Here is a 16969-nt window from a genome sequence, read left to right as displayed (position 1 = left end):
GCCAATTTTGGCTCGCTTTTTTATATTATTTCACTCATAAAAAAACGCCCTTACGAGCGTTTTTAATTAATCTTGTAACTTAAGCAACGTGCTTTTGTACAACAATCGAACCTACTGAATAACCAGCACCAAAAGATGAAATCACACCATATTCACCATTATTCACTTCGTGGCCTGTACGGTGTAAAGCAATAATCACACCTGCTGAAGAGGTATTGGCAAATTCATCTAAAATAATTGGTGCACGGCTTAAATCTGCCTCTTTACCAGCAACATATTTCAAGATTAATTCATTCATGTTGGCATTGGCTTGGTGTAACCAGAAACGTTTAATATCGTTTGCAGTTAACTGCATTTTTTCTAACTGCGCATTAATGATTTTTGCTACGAGTGGACAAACATCTTTAAATACTTTGCGGCCATCTTGACGGAATAATTTGTCGTCAACTACAGCATCTTCGCTACGGTTTAAGAAGCCGAAGTTATTACGAATGTTATTTGAAAATTGAGTAAATAGATGAATATCTAAAATTTCAAAACCAGTTTTAGTCGTAGTCTCTTCAATAATAGAAGCTGTTGCAACATCACCAAAAATGAAGTGACAATCACGATTACGGTAGTCTAGGTGACCAGAGGTAATCTCAACATTCACCAATAAAACACGGCGAGCGCCTGAACGAATTGCATCTGCCGCTTGTTTCAAACCAAAAGTAGCAGCTGAACATGCAACATTCATGTCATATGCATAACCTTGAATACCTAGCGCCGACTGGATTTCAATTGCTACAGCCGGATAAGCACGCTGCATGTTTGAACATGCCAAAATTACGACATCAATATCTTCAGCAGTAACCCCTGCATTTTCCATTGCTTGTTTAGCCGCAATAACACCCCATTCGGCCTGAAGAGACAGCTCATCATTTGAACGCTCAGACAAACGAGGGCGTAAACGAGTCGGATCGAGAATTCCTGATTTTTCGATTACGTAACGGCTTTTAATACCAGAAGCTTTTTCAATAAATTCAGCACTTGAACCACGTAACTCTTCAAGTTCACCAGATGCAATTTTCTCTGCATTGTCTTGGTTATATTGTTCCACATAAGCATTTAAACTGACGGCCAGTTCTTCATTAGAAATGGTTTCTGTTGGATGAAATAGCCCAGTACCTGTAATACGAATGCCCATGTAAAACTCCTAAAAAAATGAAAAGGGTCTGTTAATCTTTCATTTATAAATTGCGTTGTTCGCTAAAAACAACATAAACAGACCCATATCTATTTTAACTGATTCCCAAACGATCCCATAACTTTTGCAGTCGAGTTGGTGAAATAGGCATCTTGGTTTTCATCGGTTGAGAAAATAAAGAAATGCGAAATTCTTCCAACATCAAATACAATTCTTTGATTTTAGGATCATTTTTTAATTTAAACACCTTGTCCATCCATGGATCGACATCGTCAATTGCTGCATGATCTCGCTGTAGATTATTGGGCAATCGGTCTAAACGCAATAGCAGCGCTTTCAAATAACGCGGGTATTCCTGCCAAAGATCGACAGGCTGGCAATAAACAAAATTGCCAAGTGACATTAAATCTAACTGATCTTCAATATCATCAATACTTCGCCCAAATATCTCTGGATCAAGCACCAAAAGCTGACGGCGAATTTGCTGCCATTGAATATAAATCTCGCTCAATTGCTCAAGAGCCTGCTGACCATAACTCAAAAATTGCTTTTTGACCTGTTCGAGCAGTTTATTAAATTCATCTGCATTAATTGGCAGAGTTGTAATTGCCATTTGCAAAGTTGCATAGACCAACATCTGCTCAAGTTTAGCTTTATCGCCCAAAGGTGAGTAAGCTAAAGCAAGCGGTTTTGAAATCTGCTTTTTCAACTGACGAACCAAGTCACCAAGTTGCATGTGTACCAGACGGATAATGCCTTCGCGATGGTGTTTAATGGCTTCAGCCTGATCATTAAAAGTCTGGATGACAATACCAGAGTCATCTTTAGCATCAGTTTCAGCAAAAGCTTTGGTCGGCACTAAAGCCTGATATTGTTTCACAACAACACCTGTGACCTTGTGTGAAGCCTCAAAAGTAAAGTTGTCAGGGAAGTTTTTAAACTCACCTTTTTGCTGTTTAACAGGACGATGCGTTTCCACACGACAACGTGCTTTTAGCTCTGGCAGATCACGGCCTTTGGCAATTAATTTACCTTTTTCATCAATGACTTTAATGAACGGCACCAAATATGGATCAATTCGCTCAAACGAGAAATCTTTGTCTGTAATTTGCTCGCCACGTAAGGCAAAAGCTAAATAACTAAAAATATGTTCGCGTAAATGTACTGCATCAATACCCTGCATGAGCTTACGAGCTGTATCAGGAATAGGCACCACATTACGACGCTTGTCTTTAGGTAACGCTTTGAGTAAAGCCTCAATTAAGTCTTGGCGCCAGCCCGGAATTCCCCATGACCAAATATTTTCATCAACCTGAGGTAGTGCCTGAACAGGAATCTGAACAGTTGCACCATCTTCGTCATGGCTTGGGTCAAAATGATATGTTGTGGCTAAACGTAGCTGCCCATTATGCAGATGATCTGGAAATTGCTGCGTAGTTGGTCGATCATTGAGCCAAAGCGCATCATCCTCAACAAATAAATAACGCGGATTATTTGCTTCTACCGTCGCTCGCCAGTCTTCAAAACTACGACGGCTTGCAATTTCTTCGGGAATTTTAGAGGCATAGAACTGATAAATTGTTTCTTCATCAACCACCAAATCACGGCGACGCAACTTATCTTCAACTCGCTCCACTTCTTCAAGTTTAAGTAAGTTGTGTTTTAAAAATGGTGGAACTGTACCCAAATTACCTGTAGTTAATGCATCACGTAAGAAAATTTCATGTGCAGCAGGCTGGTCAACTTTCTCAAAATTAATTAAACGTTTTGGTTCAATAATTAAACCAAATAAGGAAATTTGCGCATACGCATTTACGATCCCCGCTTTCTTAGACCAATGCGGTTCAAAATAGTGATATTTCAACAAGTCACGTGCAGCGAGCAAAATCCATTCAGGATCAATTTTGGCTAAAGTACGTAAATATACCTGCGATGTTTCGACCATCTCAAAAGCCATCACCCAAGAGGTATTGGTTTTGTGCAAAGTACTTGCTGGAAAAACTTTTGCCTTTTGCTGACGCACTGCCATAAAGGTGTTGCGTTCATCTGTTTTATTGGCAATGAAAGAAAGTAACCCAGTCAGCAACGCACGATGCAAATTTTCATAATTTGCATCTTTTTCATTAAAGCTGAGTTTTAAACCTTCTGCTAATTCAACTAATTGCTGATGCGTTTGTTTCCACTCACGTAAACGCAACCAACTTAAAAAATTCTCCTTAGCAAACTGACGTCGTTTATTTTCAGACATACTTGCTTCACCTTTAGGATTTAAAGTATCCCAAAGTTTCAAATAAAACAGAAAATCTGAATCTGCTTCTTTGAACAATGCATGCTTTTGGTCCGCCTGCATTTGTTTGTCTGCTGGGCGTTCACGAGGATCTTGAACCGCTAAAGCACTCACCACAATCAAGATTTCTTTGAGTACACCAAAATGTGCACCACCAATAATCATACGTGCTAAACGTGGGTCAATCGGCATACGTGCCATCATTTGCCCGACTTTGGTTAGCTCATTTTTCTTCTCATTCATTGCCCCTAACTCAATCAAGAGCTTTCGACCATCATTCACAAGACGGAAATCTGGCGGTTCAATAAAATCGAAGTTTTCTAACTCACCTAAGCCCAAACTTTGCATTTGCAAAATAACGGAAGCTAAGTTAGTTCGTTTAATTTCCGGTTCGGTAAATTCTGGACGGCTTAAAAAATCTTCTTCGCTGTATAAACGAATACAGACACCAGCAGCAATACGACCGCAACGCCCTTTACGCTGATTGGCAGCGGCTTGGGAAATGGCTTCAATCGGTAAGCGTTGAACCCGTGATCGATAGTTATAACGAGAAATACGGGCAAAACCGCTATCAATCACATAACGAATATTGGGAACAGTAAGCGCTGTTTCGGCTACGTTGGTCGCAATAATAATACGACGGCCTTTACCACCTGGACTGAAAATCTTTTGTTGTTCAGAAACAGCTAAGCGCGCGTACAACGGTAAAATTTCGGTATGTCTTGGCCCGTACTTTTGCAAGGTTTCCTGTAATTCACGAATTTCTTGCTCTGTGCTTGAGAAAATCAGAATATCGGCATGTTCAGGATGACCTTTTGCTTCGGCATCGGCAAAACATTCTTCAACCGCTTGTACCACTGCACGTGGTAGATTTTCTTCAAAATCATCAAACTCATCGTCGTCACTTCCGCCAATATTCATCTCTGAAATTGGACGATAAAGCACTTCAACTGGATAACTACGCCCTTCAACTTCAAAAATTGGTGCGTCATTAAAGTAATTACTAAAACGATTTACATCTAAAGTTGCAGAAGTCACGATAACTTTAAGGTCTGGGCGTTTTGGCAGTAACTGCTTTAAATAGCCCATAATAAAGTCGATATTGAGTGAGCGTTCATGCGCCTCATCAATAATGATCGTGTCATATTTAGATAAGAAACGGTCATTGCCTAACTCGGCAAGTAAAATACCATCGGTCATTAACCGAACAATCGAATCTTGCGAACCTTGTTCATTAAATCGGATTTTAAAACCAATCGACTCACCAAGTTTTTCGCCGACTTCTTCTGCAATACGCTGCGACACACTACGTGCTGCTAAACGGCGTGGCTGTGTATGACCAATCATACCTGTTAAGCCACGACCTGCTAACATTGCAATTTGGGGAAGCTGAGTGGTTTTACCGGAACCTGTTTCACCTGCCACAATAATGACCTGATGCTTTTGAATTGCATCAATTAGACGGTCAGCATATTGAGAAACCGGTAGTTCCTGATTTAGTTTAATTTCAGGTAAACGTGCAAAGCGCTGTCTTACTTTGGCATTAGATTGTTCAAATAATTTTTCAATCTCTGCTGTATTGGCTTTTTTATCTTTACGTAAACGATTTAAACGGTGACGATCTCTTGCCATCACCCACTGATCTATATTTAAACCATTCTGCACAAACAAACTTTCCTGAAAATACAACAATCCGCTATTTTACGCTTTAATGTGCATAAGGTAAAACAATTGGTTTTTGATATATTTTTAATTTTTTTACATTTTACCCTTGAATTCTCACTAATGAGACTTCATGTTGTTAGGCAAGTTTCTTTTACTATAACTGTCATTTGATTTACATGTTTTTGCAGTCAAATCGAGTACAGTATTTGGGGACTTAAAAATCGCAAATTTATCACTTATTCAATTTTCCGATTTTAGTCATGTAAAAATACTATTTCCCCAATAAAGAATTTTTATTTATTCTACATCTCGTAAACAAGTTTAAATATAAACCTCAATCATGGAGACAATGATGAGCTTGATTAATACTGAAGTTAAACCATTCCAAGCAACTGCTTACCACAACGGCCAATTTGTTGAAGTTAACGAAACTAACCTTAAAGGTAAGTGGTCTGTTGTATTCTTCTATCCAGCTGACTTCACTTTCGTTTGTCCAACTGAACTTGGTGACTTAGCAGACAACTACGCTGAATTCCAAAAACTTGGTGTTGAAATTTATGCCGTATCTACTGATACACACTTCACACACAAAGCTTGGCACGACACTTCTGAAGAAATCAAAAAAATTCAATATCCATTAGTTGGCGACCCAACTTGGACTCTTTCTAAAAACTTCGACGTTCTTATCGAATCTGAAGGCTTAGCTGACCGCGGTACTTTCGTTATCGATCCAGAAGGTAAAATCCAAATCGTTGAACTTAACGCTGGCGGTATCGGCCGTGACGCGTCTGAACTTCTTCGTAAAGTAAAAGCTGCTCAATACGTTCACGCTCACCCAGGTGAAGTTTGCCCAGCTAAATGGAAAGAAGGCGAAGCTACTCTTGCTCCATCTATCGACCTAGTTGGTAAAATCTAATTTTTTAGATTAGACCAATACGTCTGAAAACCACCCTTTTTAGGGTGGTTTTTTATTGGTTATTTTTATAAATCTAAGCCCTATTCTCTACTCAAATTTTATAGCTAATTTTTTACAATTCTTATACTTATAAATTTATAGCAATCTTCATTTATGAATTGTCAGCCTGCTTAACTTAGAGTACTGTCGAATTATGAAACAAAAGAGCTTTATATATGTATTAAAAGATCAAACAAAAGTAGGAGTAGTTATATGGAAAAATCTGTTGTTGTAACCTCTTGGAAATACGATGTTTCTTCACGCTATTTAAAAATTTTCTATAGCAATGGCTCAGGTGAGCTTTATCATCCCGTTCCAGAGTTTATCTACAATAATTTGTTACGTACCAATGATAAAACTGCATTTGTTCACAAATATCTTGAGTTTGATCTGCATTTTAAAAGGCTCCGTATTTCTGCTTAATCATAAAAAATCAGCCCAATGGGGCTGATCTGTTTTTATATCTTTTGGCTATTAAGCCGCGTCATTTTGACCAATATATTTCTCTAGCATTTTTTCCTTCACATCAACATGCATATTGATTTTACTAAGGTCACCCTTATAGTGCTCGACAACGCGATCATCCATAATTCTTGACCACCAAGATGGAATAAATGCAGGCAAAATCATTGCACCATAACCTGCTGGTAATTGAGGCGCATCTTCAAAGTGACGTAAGGTCTGAAAGCTGCGAGTTGGATTGGCATGATGATCTGAATGGCGTTGTAATTGATACAAGAACAAATTAGTCACCACATTATTATTGTTCCAGCTGTGCTCTGGCAAAGTACGTTCATATTGGCCATTTTCTTTCTTTGCACGCTTTAAACCATAATGTTCAATGTAATTCACCGATTCAAACAAAGTTATTGCATACGCAGCTTGAGTAACTTGAAATGGAATCGAACGCGCACCAAATTTCGCAAACATGGCTGCATGGTACACAGCCGACATTGCCCAGCCATGAATCAGCTCATTTTCCTTACAGAAGAAAGGCAATTTCTTACGTTCTAAACGATTTTTTTCAATTTCAATCGCCGATTTAAAGCTGCCAATTACGGTACGTGGTAAGAACTTCCAAAAGGTTTCGCCAAATTGTGAAGATGCTGGGTCTTCAGGTGTCGCTACTCGACGGTGGTGTCCATAAGGGTGTTCAATTCGGAAATGGTTATAACCCGATGGTGCTAACGCTAAATGAGATAAATAATGTTCAAGCTGCCCATTCTTGTGGCTAAGTTCATGTGCCGTATTAATGGCAATCCCATTAACCATTCCCACCAAAGTTCCAAGTAAAACCTGATCAGCAAGAGGTGTATTTTTACGACTGGCTAAATATGCTCCATAAATATTGGTCGCATATTGCAAAGGAATAAAAAGTTTAACAATACGAGCGTAATACGGATCCGCTTCTAAATCCGCGATTGCATCTAATGGTGGATTTTCCTTGTCTTCTCCAATCAGTTTATCTAATGCAGGAATAACACCATGAATAAATAATGGCCCAAATGAAGCGAAGAATTTTTTAGTTTTTTTAGGACCAAATTGATAGCCTGCTAGCCCACCCATTGCAATGGTCGGTACAGCCAAACCCAGTAGCCATAAATGACGTTTCTTATCCTTAAATGTTGTTGTCGCTTGCTCGACATCCAGTTGAGTATGCATATTCATTAGAGACTCCAATCAAACACAAAATGTTTTGCTTGAATTGATTGTGCTCGTTCATAGCCCCTCTATATTATCATTTTAAGACTTGCTATTATCATTTTAAGACTTTGCTGAGTTTTTCTTGTGCAGAAGCAACAGATTCCTGTTATTCCATCACGTTATTATTTACGGCTGATTGAAATTTTAATCGGCACGCATCAATACGATAATGATTTATTGGCGGCATTCCAGCAAGAACTGGCAAAAACAGAATTATTATCGATTCAACAAATTGAACAATTCATTGAGATGGGTTTAAGTCTGCCCAACACTCAAGACTTAGCCTTTGAACTGGGTAAAAATATCAAACTCAGCTCACATAGTTTGGTCGGCTATGCACTAATGACCAGTCCTAATCTGGAACATGCACTTAGGCTAATTGCACAATATTTTAGACTGATTATGCCGAGTTTTAAGCTCAGCATTCAGTTTCCGGCCAATCAGCAAAAGGTTGAACTATTATTTGAACCGATTTTGCAGATGAATAAGCAATGTTTGGCCTTTCATATTGAAGCGATTGCCGTAGCCTTTTACTACAGCTTGTTAGAATTGGCAGGTCAACAATTACAACGCTACCAAGTGTATTTGAGTGTTCCAGAGCCTAGCTATCAAGAACGTTACATATCCTTAGTAAAAGCCAATTTCCACTTTAACTATACGTGGCTTTCAGGTATCCGCGTGGTGATTGATCAACAACAATTAGCACTTCCCTTGCCTCTAGCTGACGCACATAGTTTAAAAATAGTTGAACAACGCTGTCAGGAACAAATCCAGAAGATCTATCATCAAGGTGAAATTGTTGAATGGGTCAGCATGATGTTGCGGCAAGCCAATCAAGTCCCAACCCTAATGGAATGTGCCAAAGTATTAAATATTTCGACCAAAACTTTGCAACGCTATTTACAACAGCAAGGCGTTGAATTTCAAAATTTAAAGCAACAGATCAGTACTGAGCGTGCCATTGATTTGTTAGAGAACTCTACCTTTACCATTACTCATATTGCCTATGAACTGGGCTATTCCAACCCTGCCAATTTCACCCGTGCATTTAATAAAGTAAAGGGCTGTAGTCCACAAGCTTATCGGCAAGAATATCTCAAGAAAGCAAACCTACTTTAAAACTACCAGACTTAAACCTGCGCCTACTGGCAAAATACTGCTCATAAAATTTTCATCTTTTTTAATTAAAGATAAGAATGAACTTACTTCAGCCGCATGTGAAATAACCTTATCAATAATAAGAACACCACCTTTGGGCTTCATCAGACGCTTTAAATCGGGCCAATAATTTTCGTAAGCATTACGCTCAGCATCTAACAAAATAAAATCGAACGTTTCGTGAGTTTCTTTTAAATAATCGGCTGCATCCCCTATCCAAAAATCAACAACTTCATTTAATGCCAGTTCCGTAGCATGGCGTTTCGCCTCGGTACTGCGATTGGCATCAATTTCAAGCGTGGTTACTTTTCCATGAGTCGATTGTGCAGCCTCAGCAAGCCATAGAGTAGAATAACCCGTTGAAGTACCAATTTCTAAAATTGATTTGGCTTGCTGCATTCGGATAAATTGCGACAGAAGTTTTGCAGATTCAGCCTCAATATTTCGATAGCGTAGCAAGCGATCTGACTGCTGGGCATCATGTCGTTTAAAGGTGTCATATAAATCTGCAACTCTTTGTAAGAAAAAAATATTTGGCATATCTTCACCCTTTAAAATCGTTATTTTATATGACAGCCGTTTGAGTTAAGTGCTTTGAATTAACTTGAATCGCGGCACGATACTTCCATCAGCCATTTGAACCGTTTCAGTAAACATAACAAGCGGACGTACCCAAGTTGAATAGTCACCATAAAGACACTGATAAACCACGAGTTGCTCTTCAGTCTCGCTGTGCTTTGCCACAGAAAAAACTTGATAGAGATTACCTTTATAATGCTGATAAATACCGCGTTGCAATGACATGAAAGTACCTTTTAATGTTATGACATAAAATCTTTACAGCCATATAACATATATAAATTTTTAAACACTTTCACTTTAAAAGATAAAAAAGAGTAATAAAGACGACCTAAAGACAAATTCCACTTTAACTTCTTGATATTACTTATAAGTGTTAACTAACATTCAAAAAACCGATTAAATCTATAAAAACATACTGTTTCACCTATTCTATGTTTTCACGTACTATGCATCTATTGAAAGAATTTGGATGCATTGGAGTAAAAACAGATGTTAGATCAAAACATTAAAACTCAATTAAAAGCTTATTTAGAACGTTTAGAAAGTCCAATCGAATTAGTTGCTGCTTTAGATGAATCAGATAAAGCAGCTCAAATTAAAGAACTAGTGACAGAAATCGCTGAGCTTTCTGACAAAGTGACTGCCCGTTTTGATGGTAACAATACACGTCGTCCAAGCTTTGGTGTCGCTAAAGCAGGTGAACAACCTCGTGTGTTCTTTGCTGGCTTACCGATGGGCCATGAGTTTACGTCTTTGATCTTGGCACTGTTACAGGTGTCTGGTTATGCACCGAAGGTTTCTGATGAAGTGCTGAACCAGATTAAAGGTTTAAACCTCCAAGCTAACTTTGATGTGTTTGTATCGTTAAGCTGTCATAACTGTCCAGATGTGGTACAGGCGCTGAACCTGATTGCCATTTATAACCCGAACACCACAGCAACCATGATTGATGGTTCATTCTTCCAAGACGAAGTGGAACAACGCAAAATCATGGCTGTACCAATGGTGTTCCAAGACAATGAACACATTGGTCAAGGTCGTATGACCCTTGAAGAGATTGTGGCGAAACTCGACACCAACTCAGCTGAAAAAGATGCAGCAGCACTCAATGCCAAAGATGCGTTTGATGTATTGGTAATTGGTGGTGGACCTGCGGGCGCAACAGCAGCCATCTATGCGGCACGTAAAGGTATTAACACTGGTATCGTGGCTGAACGCTTCGGTGGTCAGGTGATGGATACCATGGACATTGAAAACTTCACGTCTGTGCAAAAGACTCAAGGTCCTAAGTTTGCTGCCGAAATGGAAGCGCATGTTCGTGAATACGATGTCGATATCATGAACCTGCAACGTGTTAGTAAAATCACAGGTGCAAACCAAACGATCAATGGTCTAGTTGAAGTTGAACTTGAAAACGGTGCAAAACTTGAATCGAAAACTGTGATCCTTTCAACAGGTGCACGTTGGAGAGAAATGAATGTACCGGGTGAGCAAGAATACCGTACCCGTGGTGTCGCGTACTGCCCACACTGTGATGGCCCATTGTTCAAAGGTAAACGTGTTGCGGTGATTGGTGGTGGTAACTCAGGTGTTGAAGCTGCAATTGACCTTGCAGGGATTGTTGAGCATGTGACTTTGGTTGAGTTCGATACAAAACTTCGTGCTGACCAAGTTTTGCAAAACAAACTACATAGCTTGCCAAACACAACTGTGATTATGAATGCGTTAAGCACAGAAGTGTTAGGTGATGGCTCACAAGTGACTGGTCTTAAATATAAAGACCGTGCCACTGATGAAGAGCATGTAGTTGAACTTGCAGGGATCTTTGTACAGATTGGTTTACTCCCAAATACTGACTTCTTAAAAGACAGTGAAGTTGAGTTAACCAATCGTGGTGAGATCATTGTGAATGATCGCAACGAAACCAATGTCAAAGGTGTGTTTGCTGCAGGTGACTGTACAACCGTGCCTTACAAGCAAATCATTATTGCTACAGGTGAAGGCGCTAAAGCATCACTCTCTGCGTTTGATTACATCATCCGTTCTGGGCAATAAAATTTAGTCCAACCAGTATGATTTAACCCAAGCCTAGCATTACAAAATGCTAGGCTTTTTTAATATTAGAGTTACAACTCTTTAACAATTTTCGATCTTTATTAATCAGTTAGTTTATGTTTATATTTTATACATCCATATTTGGATGCCATGAATTAGAAGGAAAAACACAATGAATAAATTACTTGTTGCTTTAGGTCTTGCTGCGACCGTTGCCCTTGTTGGATGTAATAAAGATAAAGCCCCAGAAACAGGTGCGACAACGGGTGAACACTTAGAAAATGCTGCTCAACAAGCAACTGCAGATATCAAATCAGCTGGTGACAAAGCTGCAAGCGATATTGCTACTGCAACTGATAATGCTACTGCAAAAATCGATGCTGCAACTGACCATGCTGCTGATGCAACCGCTGAAGCTGCTGCAAAAACTGAAGCAACTGCTCGTAAGGCAACTGCTGATGCTGCCCAAGCTGTTGAAAATACTGCTGCTGATGTGAAAAAAGATGCTCAACACTAATCATCTTTAGCATAAAAAAAGCCCCTGTTCATACAGGGGCTTTTTATTAAAGTCTAAAAAACTGATTAAGAAATTAGACCTTCATCACGCATCGCAATTTGTACAGATTGACGTTCTGCTACCTTATTACGTAGAGCAATAATATGTTTATATGGCGTTAAATCATGTTCAATTGAGTTTGACCAGTTTGTTAAAACAAATAGATAAGCATCTGCTGGGCCGAAATTATCATTTACCAAATAATCATAATCAGACTCAGCCAAATAGTTATCGATATATTTTAAAAGGCGATCAATTTCTGCATAAGCTTTGTTTTTTTCATCAGTCGTTAACGGCGCCCCAAAGAAGACTGCATATGCATCATGTAATTCAGAGTTCAAATATCCCAACCATTCCAATACTTTCGCACGGCCCATCCCTGATGGAGGAATTAAGTCTTGTTTAGGATCATGCTGAGCAAGGAAAGGTAAAATAGCAACGTTTTCAGTTAACATTAAACCCGGATTAATTTCTAAAGCTGGTACATATCCTTTTGGGTTAATCTCGTAATAATCTGCGCCTTTTTCTGTTTTATGAGTTTTTAAATTTACCCGTTCTAAGTCAAAATCAACATTAATTTCATTTAAAATAATATGTGCAGCTAAAGAACATGCGCCTGGCGAATAATATAATTTCATATCTGATCCTTGTTATCTCATATTAACGTTTTAAATTGCTTCTAGAAAACCTGCAAGGTTTGCACAATTCTTTAATTGTAAAAAAGCGTAAACTTATAAAATACTTACACCATCTAATATTCTTCAAAAAGTCATTCCTTGCAAGTTGTCTTGCGTGACGATTGTTTAAAATATGATAAAACACATTTGCGTCACGCAATTTTTCCGTTAATTACGCTTAAAAAGCTGGCTAAGCCAATTCACTAATTCAGTTAAGAAATCAAAAATTCCATTTTTCTTATCATCGTCAGGATGACTTGAGTCTTTTCCATTTAAATCTAGATCGACAATTACGGGGTCATGATCCGAAGAACGATAAGCATCTTCCCCATAAAACAATGCCTTTTGCTCATCCGTTTTATATTCTTCGTTGTAATCTAGAACCGTTGGCTCATCTGCATTGATATGCCATGCAAAGGTTCGAACCACTTTTGGATATAAAGCTGCATCAGCAATTGCATGGTCTAAGTTACCTGCTCCGCCATTGCCGTTGGCATCACTCACAACGCCATACACATAGCTATATGCCTGAGTACCCTGACCGACCTTAGCGTCATTAAGTAAAACTTTATAGTTCGCTTTTTCAAATGACAAAATAGGTTCTTCTTTTGCGTAACTATTCATATCCCCTACAAGTAAAGCATTTTGCTTTTGCACTTGAGTTGGATTTTTCGCGAGCCATTGCACAATTTGATCAACGGCTTTCACACGAGTTGGGTTCCAACAGCCTTGACCATCTTTTTGGTCTGCGTCAGTAGAGCTAGCATCGACCCCACTACAGCTTTTCGATTTCAAGTGGTTTGGAATAACAGTAAATGTTTTATTCCCACGAACCGCTTGGAAACTTTGCGCCAAAGTTGTTCGGTTCTTGTCGCCTAAATCAAGCACAACAGGTTTATTTAAAGGCTTAACACGCTTGCTGTTATAGATAATAGCAACTGCGATCGCATCACCACCTAAACGATCTAGATTTTCAGGAACTACATATTTCCAATCGCTACCTAAAGCTTTGGTCAAATTGGCAATTGCACTGTTAGGCCCATAACCATTGTTCGCTATTTCCATTAAACCGTAAACATCGGCATCAATCGCTTTTAATGCACTCACAATTTTACGATGCTGTTTATCAAACTCAGCTTGTGTTGTCGCACCACGCTCTGTTGGGAAACCCGTTGCACCATTGTCATAGTTCAAAACGTTAAATGAAGCTACACGAATGTGATTAGCATTTTTAGTAAGGACGCTTTGACGCGAGTTTGTTTGAGTAATAACTTCAGGCTGATTACGTCCAAGCACTGGTTGCACACGCCAACCATTAAAACGATATTCTAAAATACCTTCAGCATTTTTAAGTTGATAACCCGAACGTAGCGTATTAGCAGCGCTAAAATTGCTTGGTAACCAAGGTGTACGGTTTTGATTGTTATAGCCATCATCAAAAATAATTTTCGATAATAAATTTTTCTGAGCTAAAGCTTTGGCTTCAGGAGATAACGCTGGATATAAATTGGTTGGAATATATAAACGCCCTAAACTTAGCGATAGTTCGCCATAACGACCATAATTATAGTTCTCACTCACCGTTAAAGTCTGAGGTAATTTGACCAACATACCTTGATAACGCTGCGGTGAATTAACTGAGCCATCCGTTAAACTAGCAAACGGAAGTTCGAGACTAATCGGCTGAACCTGATTTGCCATATTGCTATTACAGGTTTGAATATCTTGTTGTAATTGATCTATCTGTAGCTGATTTTGATAAGACGTTAAACGACCACGTAAAATAACTTCATCGCCAACTTGTCCACCTTTTACCGCACTACTATTTGGAATATAAACAAAAATAGCATTACTGACATTTGCACGTGCTTTTGTATCTGGCGTTTGAACATAAAAACCAGAGAAACCATTGGCATAACGATAGTCAGCTGTAATCACACCACGCACAGTATAAGTCTGGTCTTGAGTTGCCGCCGCCAAGTCAGCAATGGCTGTATCTGAGCTTGAGCAACTTACTGTTTCAACAGGAGGCTGAGTTGTAGAACCCGATAAATTTGAAAAGTCATTTCGGTTTGTCCAAGCCGACCATGAATGATCCAAATCAAATGCTGCGGTTGCATCAACACTTAAAGCTGGGTTCTCAGTTTCAATACGCTTAAAACTATTTCCCAAGCTTGAAACTGCTGTCCCCCATCCCGCTGCTGGGCGTTCACCAATACGGCCAAAACGGTCTACAGGCGTACCTTTATAAACAAGTACAACCGCATCATCTCCATTAAAAGATAAAGCAGCCACCTGATTAACTTTACTTCCAAGCTCAGTTTGTAACTCTGAGCGCCCCACTAAAAACTTCTGCTTACTCGCGAGCGTGCCTTGTAAACGAAAAGCCACAGTCTTTGCTGTACCACCATTATTAAATTGTTGAATCTCATAATCGGCTAAATTAACCGTAGCGCCATCTGGATTATAAATTTCCAAGCCTTTTTTATTGCTGCTGCCATCCACATATTGGCTAAACATGAGCTGCGCTTGAGCAACTGAGCTATATGAAAATGCACCTAATGCACTTAAAAAGACCGAAAGTGTTCTTAATTGAAAAGTTTTCATGAGTAAAAGTGTTCATATGAGTTTTAATTAGTCTCTTAGAGTAAATATTGATCATGACATCTACATGAAGAAAAACACCGAAACATTTGACTTGATCACATGAAGACTTAAAATACCGCATTTGAATTTCAATATTGCCAAGGTTATGTCGATCGATCAGTTAGAAACGCAAATTGCAGACTTAGACAATTTGCCTGAACACCGTGAAATTGTGACGTTTATGCGTCGTTCAGCACCACTTAATACGTCTCAACGCACGGCATTAGAACAACATCGCGATTTAATTTTGGAATATCCTGTTGGCGACTTACGTCAACACTTCGAACACCCAGAGCGTCCATTAACTGTTGAAATCGGTTTTGGTATGGGTCGTTCGTTAGTTCTTATGGCAAAAGCGAACCCTGAACGCAACTATGTGGGTATTGAAGTCCATGTACCTGGTATCGCTCAATGCCTATATGAAGCAGGTATAGCAGAAGTTAAAAACTTACGTGTACTTGATGCAGACGCGATTCAGGTTCTACGTGAAATGCCAGACAACAGCATTAACTGTGTTCAGCTTTACTTCCCAGATCCTTGGCAAAAGAAACGTCATTTTAAACGCCGTTTTGTTGCTCATGAGCGTATGCCATTGGTTGAACAAAAACTTGAGCTTGGCGGTACGTTCCATGCTGCAACAGATTGGGAACCGTATGCTGAATGGATGCTAGATGTATTAGATAATCGTCCAGATCTTGAAAACTTGGCAGGTAAAGGCAATAGCTACCCACGTCCAGACTGGCGTCCAGTGACTAAGTTTGAACGCCGTGGTATTGAGTCAGGTCATAAGATTAATGACTTTATCTTTAAAAAGATTAAGTAAAGAGCGTATTATTTTTAGTTAAAATTATGGCATTAAGTTTTAATGACTTAGTGCCATATTTTTTAAAAATTAAAAATAGTTCATTGAACTAGTAAAAAGGATGCATTTATTAGTAAAACTTTTCTATTCTTAAAAAATTAATAAAAGTGGGGTTTTACACATCAAGTCGATTAGAATAGTAAAATATTATTATTTCCATGAAATAATTAAATTGTGGTATATAAAGAAGCCTAAATATCTAAAAATTTTAAAAAGATATTTAGGCTAAATTTAATTAATTAAGATCTTAAATCATTCATTCTTTTATCTAACTCTTCTTCATTACCATCAAGAAGAGGAGTCCCTTCATAATAAAACTTAGAAGAATATTTTCCTGTATTATTTATTTTTAGTAAAAATCCAGTCCAAATATCATTATCTTTTTCACACTCCAAATAAAGTTTATTAATTGCTATTAATAACTCTCCACTTGTATTTAATGCATAATCCTTAGTATATAAAACTGGTTTTTCTCCAATCCAACATTCAACAGTTGTTTTTTTTCTTAGACCAATTTCTTTATCTCTTAAACCTTCAGTATAAAAAGAAATATACTTCCAATTAACAGGAATTATAGCCTCAACTACTTCTTGAACTATCACATTAATAAGTTGAGATTTTTCAATAAAATTCACT

14 protein-coding genes are annotated in these 16969 nt (G+C 38.5%); 6 read left to right on the top strand and 8 right to left on the bottom strand.

What is annotated here, in order from left to right; all coding sequences use genetic code 11:
- Window positions 1-79 precede the first annotated feature (79 nt).
- On the bottom strand, window positions 80-1186 hold the full coding sequence (locus F886_RS08065; protein WP_005303606.1) for a beta-ketoacyl-ACP synthase III: 1107 nt from the start codon (window positions 1184-1186) through the stop codon (window positions 80-82).
- Between the two features lie 94 nt (window positions 1187-1280).
- On the bottom strand, window positions 1281-5138 hold the full coding sequence (hrpA, locus tag F886_RS08060) for an ATP-dependent RNA helicase HrpA (protein ID WP_005303603.1): 3858 nt from the start codon (window positions 5136-5138) through the stop codon (window positions 1281-1283).
- Window positions 5139-5490: 352 nt separating this feature from the next.
- On the opposite strand from hrpA, the gene ahpC reads away from it, so the two are divergent.
- Both ahpC and F886_RS08050 read left to right on the top strand, forming a co-directional pair.
- Window positions 5491-6054: an alkyl hydroperoxide reductase subunit C gene (ahpC, locus tag F886_RS08055; protein ID WP_003652649.1), complete on the top strand. Its 564-nt coding sequence runs from the start codon at window positions 5491-5493 to the stop codon at window positions 6052-6054.
- 252 nt (window positions 6055-6306) lie between these two features.
- A complete protein-coding gene (locus tag F886_RS08050) occupies window positions 6307-6516 on the top strand; it encodes a KTSC domain-containing protein (protein WP_005303600.1) in 210 nt (69 codons plus the stop codon).
- Window positions 6517-6567: 51 nt separating this feature from the next.
- Here the strand turns inward: F886_RS08050 and F886_RS08045 are convergent, their stop codons facing one another.
- Window positions 6568-7761, bottom strand: a complete 1194-nt coding sequence (locus F886_RS08045) for an alkane 1-monooxygenase (protein WP_005303597.1) — start codon at window positions 7759-7761, stop codon at window positions 6568-6570.
- 120 nt (window positions 7762-7881) lie between these two features.
- Between F886_RS08045 and F886_RS08040 the strand changes: the two genes are divergently transcribed.
- Window positions 7882-8916, top strand: a complete 1035-nt coding sequence (locus tag F886_RS08040; protein WP_005303594.1) for a helix-turn-helix domain-containing protein — start codon at window positions 7882-7884, stop codon at window positions 8914-8916.
- Here F886_RS08040 and F886_RS08035 read toward each other — a convergent pair.
- Window positions 8908-9495: an O-methyltransferase gene (locus F886_RS08035; RefSeq protein WP_005303591.1), complete on the bottom strand. Its 588-nt coding sequence runs from the start codon at window positions 9493-9495 to the stop codon at window positions 8908-8910. The two genes, F886_RS08040 and F886_RS08035, sit on opposite strands and share 9 nt — an antisense overlap.
- A gap of 45 nt (window positions 9496-9540) precedes the next feature.
- Window positions 9541-9759 (bottom strand): DUF1653 domain-containing protein, encoded by a 219-nt coding sequence (locus F886_RS08030; RefSeq protein ID WP_005303587.1) that lies wholly within the window; start codon window positions 9757-9759, stop codon window positions 9541-9543.
- 267 nt (window positions 9760-10026) lie between these two features.
- Between F886_RS08030 and ahpF the strand changes: the two genes are divergently transcribed.
- Together ahpF and F886_RS08020 are read left to right on the top strand one after the other, a co-directional pair.
- Window positions 10027-11592 (top strand): alkyl hydroperoxide reductase subunit F, encoded by a 1566-nt coding sequence (gene ahpF / locus F886_RS08025; RefSeq protein WP_005303584.1) that lies wholly within the window; start codon window positions 10027-10029, stop codon window positions 11590-11592.
- A gap of 172 nt (window positions 11593-11764) precedes the next feature.
- Window positions 11765-12109, top strand: coding sequence for a hypothetical protein (locus F886_RS08020; RefSeq protein ID WP_005303582.1), 345 nt, complete (start codon window positions 11765-11767; stop codon window positions 12107-12109).
- A gap of 65 nt (window positions 12110-12174) precedes the next feature.
- Here the strand turns inward: F886_RS08020 and F886_RS08015 are convergent, their stop codons facing one another.
- Together F886_RS08015 and F886_RS08010 are read right to left on the bottom strand one after the other, a co-directional pair.
- Window positions 12175-12786 (bottom strand): glutathione binding-like protein, encoded by a 612-nt coding sequence (locus F886_RS08015; RefSeq protein ID WP_005303579.1) that lies wholly within the window; start codon window positions 12784-12786, stop codon window positions 12175-12177.
- Between the two features lie 207 nt (window positions 12787-12993).
- Window positions 12994-15432, bottom strand: a complete 2439-nt coding sequence (locus F886_RS08010; protein ID WP_005303577.1) for an ExeM/NucH family extracellular endonuclease — start codon at window positions 15430-15432, stop codon at window positions 12994-12996.
- A gap of 145 nt (window positions 15433-15577) precedes the next feature.
- Between F886_RS08010 and trmB the strand changes: the two genes are divergently transcribed.
- Window positions 15578-16294 carry a tRNA (guanosine(46)-N7)-methyltransferase TrmB gene (trmB, locus tag F886_RS08005; RefSeq protein WP_004642023.1) on the top strand — a complete coding sequence of 239 codons (717 nt, stop codon included), beginning with the start codon at window positions 15578-15580 and terminating at the stop codon, window positions 16292-16294.
- A 278-nt stretch (window positions 16295-16572) separates the two neighbouring features.
- Here the strand turns inward: trmB and F886_RS08000 are convergent, their stop codons facing one another.
- A complete protein-coding gene (locus F886_RS08000; protein WP_005303574.1) occupies window positions 16573-16968 on the bottom strand; it encodes a hypothetical protein in 396 nt (131 codons plus the stop codon).
- Between the last annotated feature and the right edge of the window lies 1 nt (window position 16969).

This window comes from Acinetobacter sp. NIPH 542 (genome assembly GCF_000369825.1).
Classification (GTDB): Bacteria; Pseudomonadota; Gammaproteobacteria; order Pseudomonadales; family Moraxellaceae; genus Acinetobacter; species Acinetobacter oleivorans.
The sequence above is the reverse complement of the archived record's forward strand: the minus strand, read 5'-3'. Positions and strand labels throughout refer to the sequence as shown.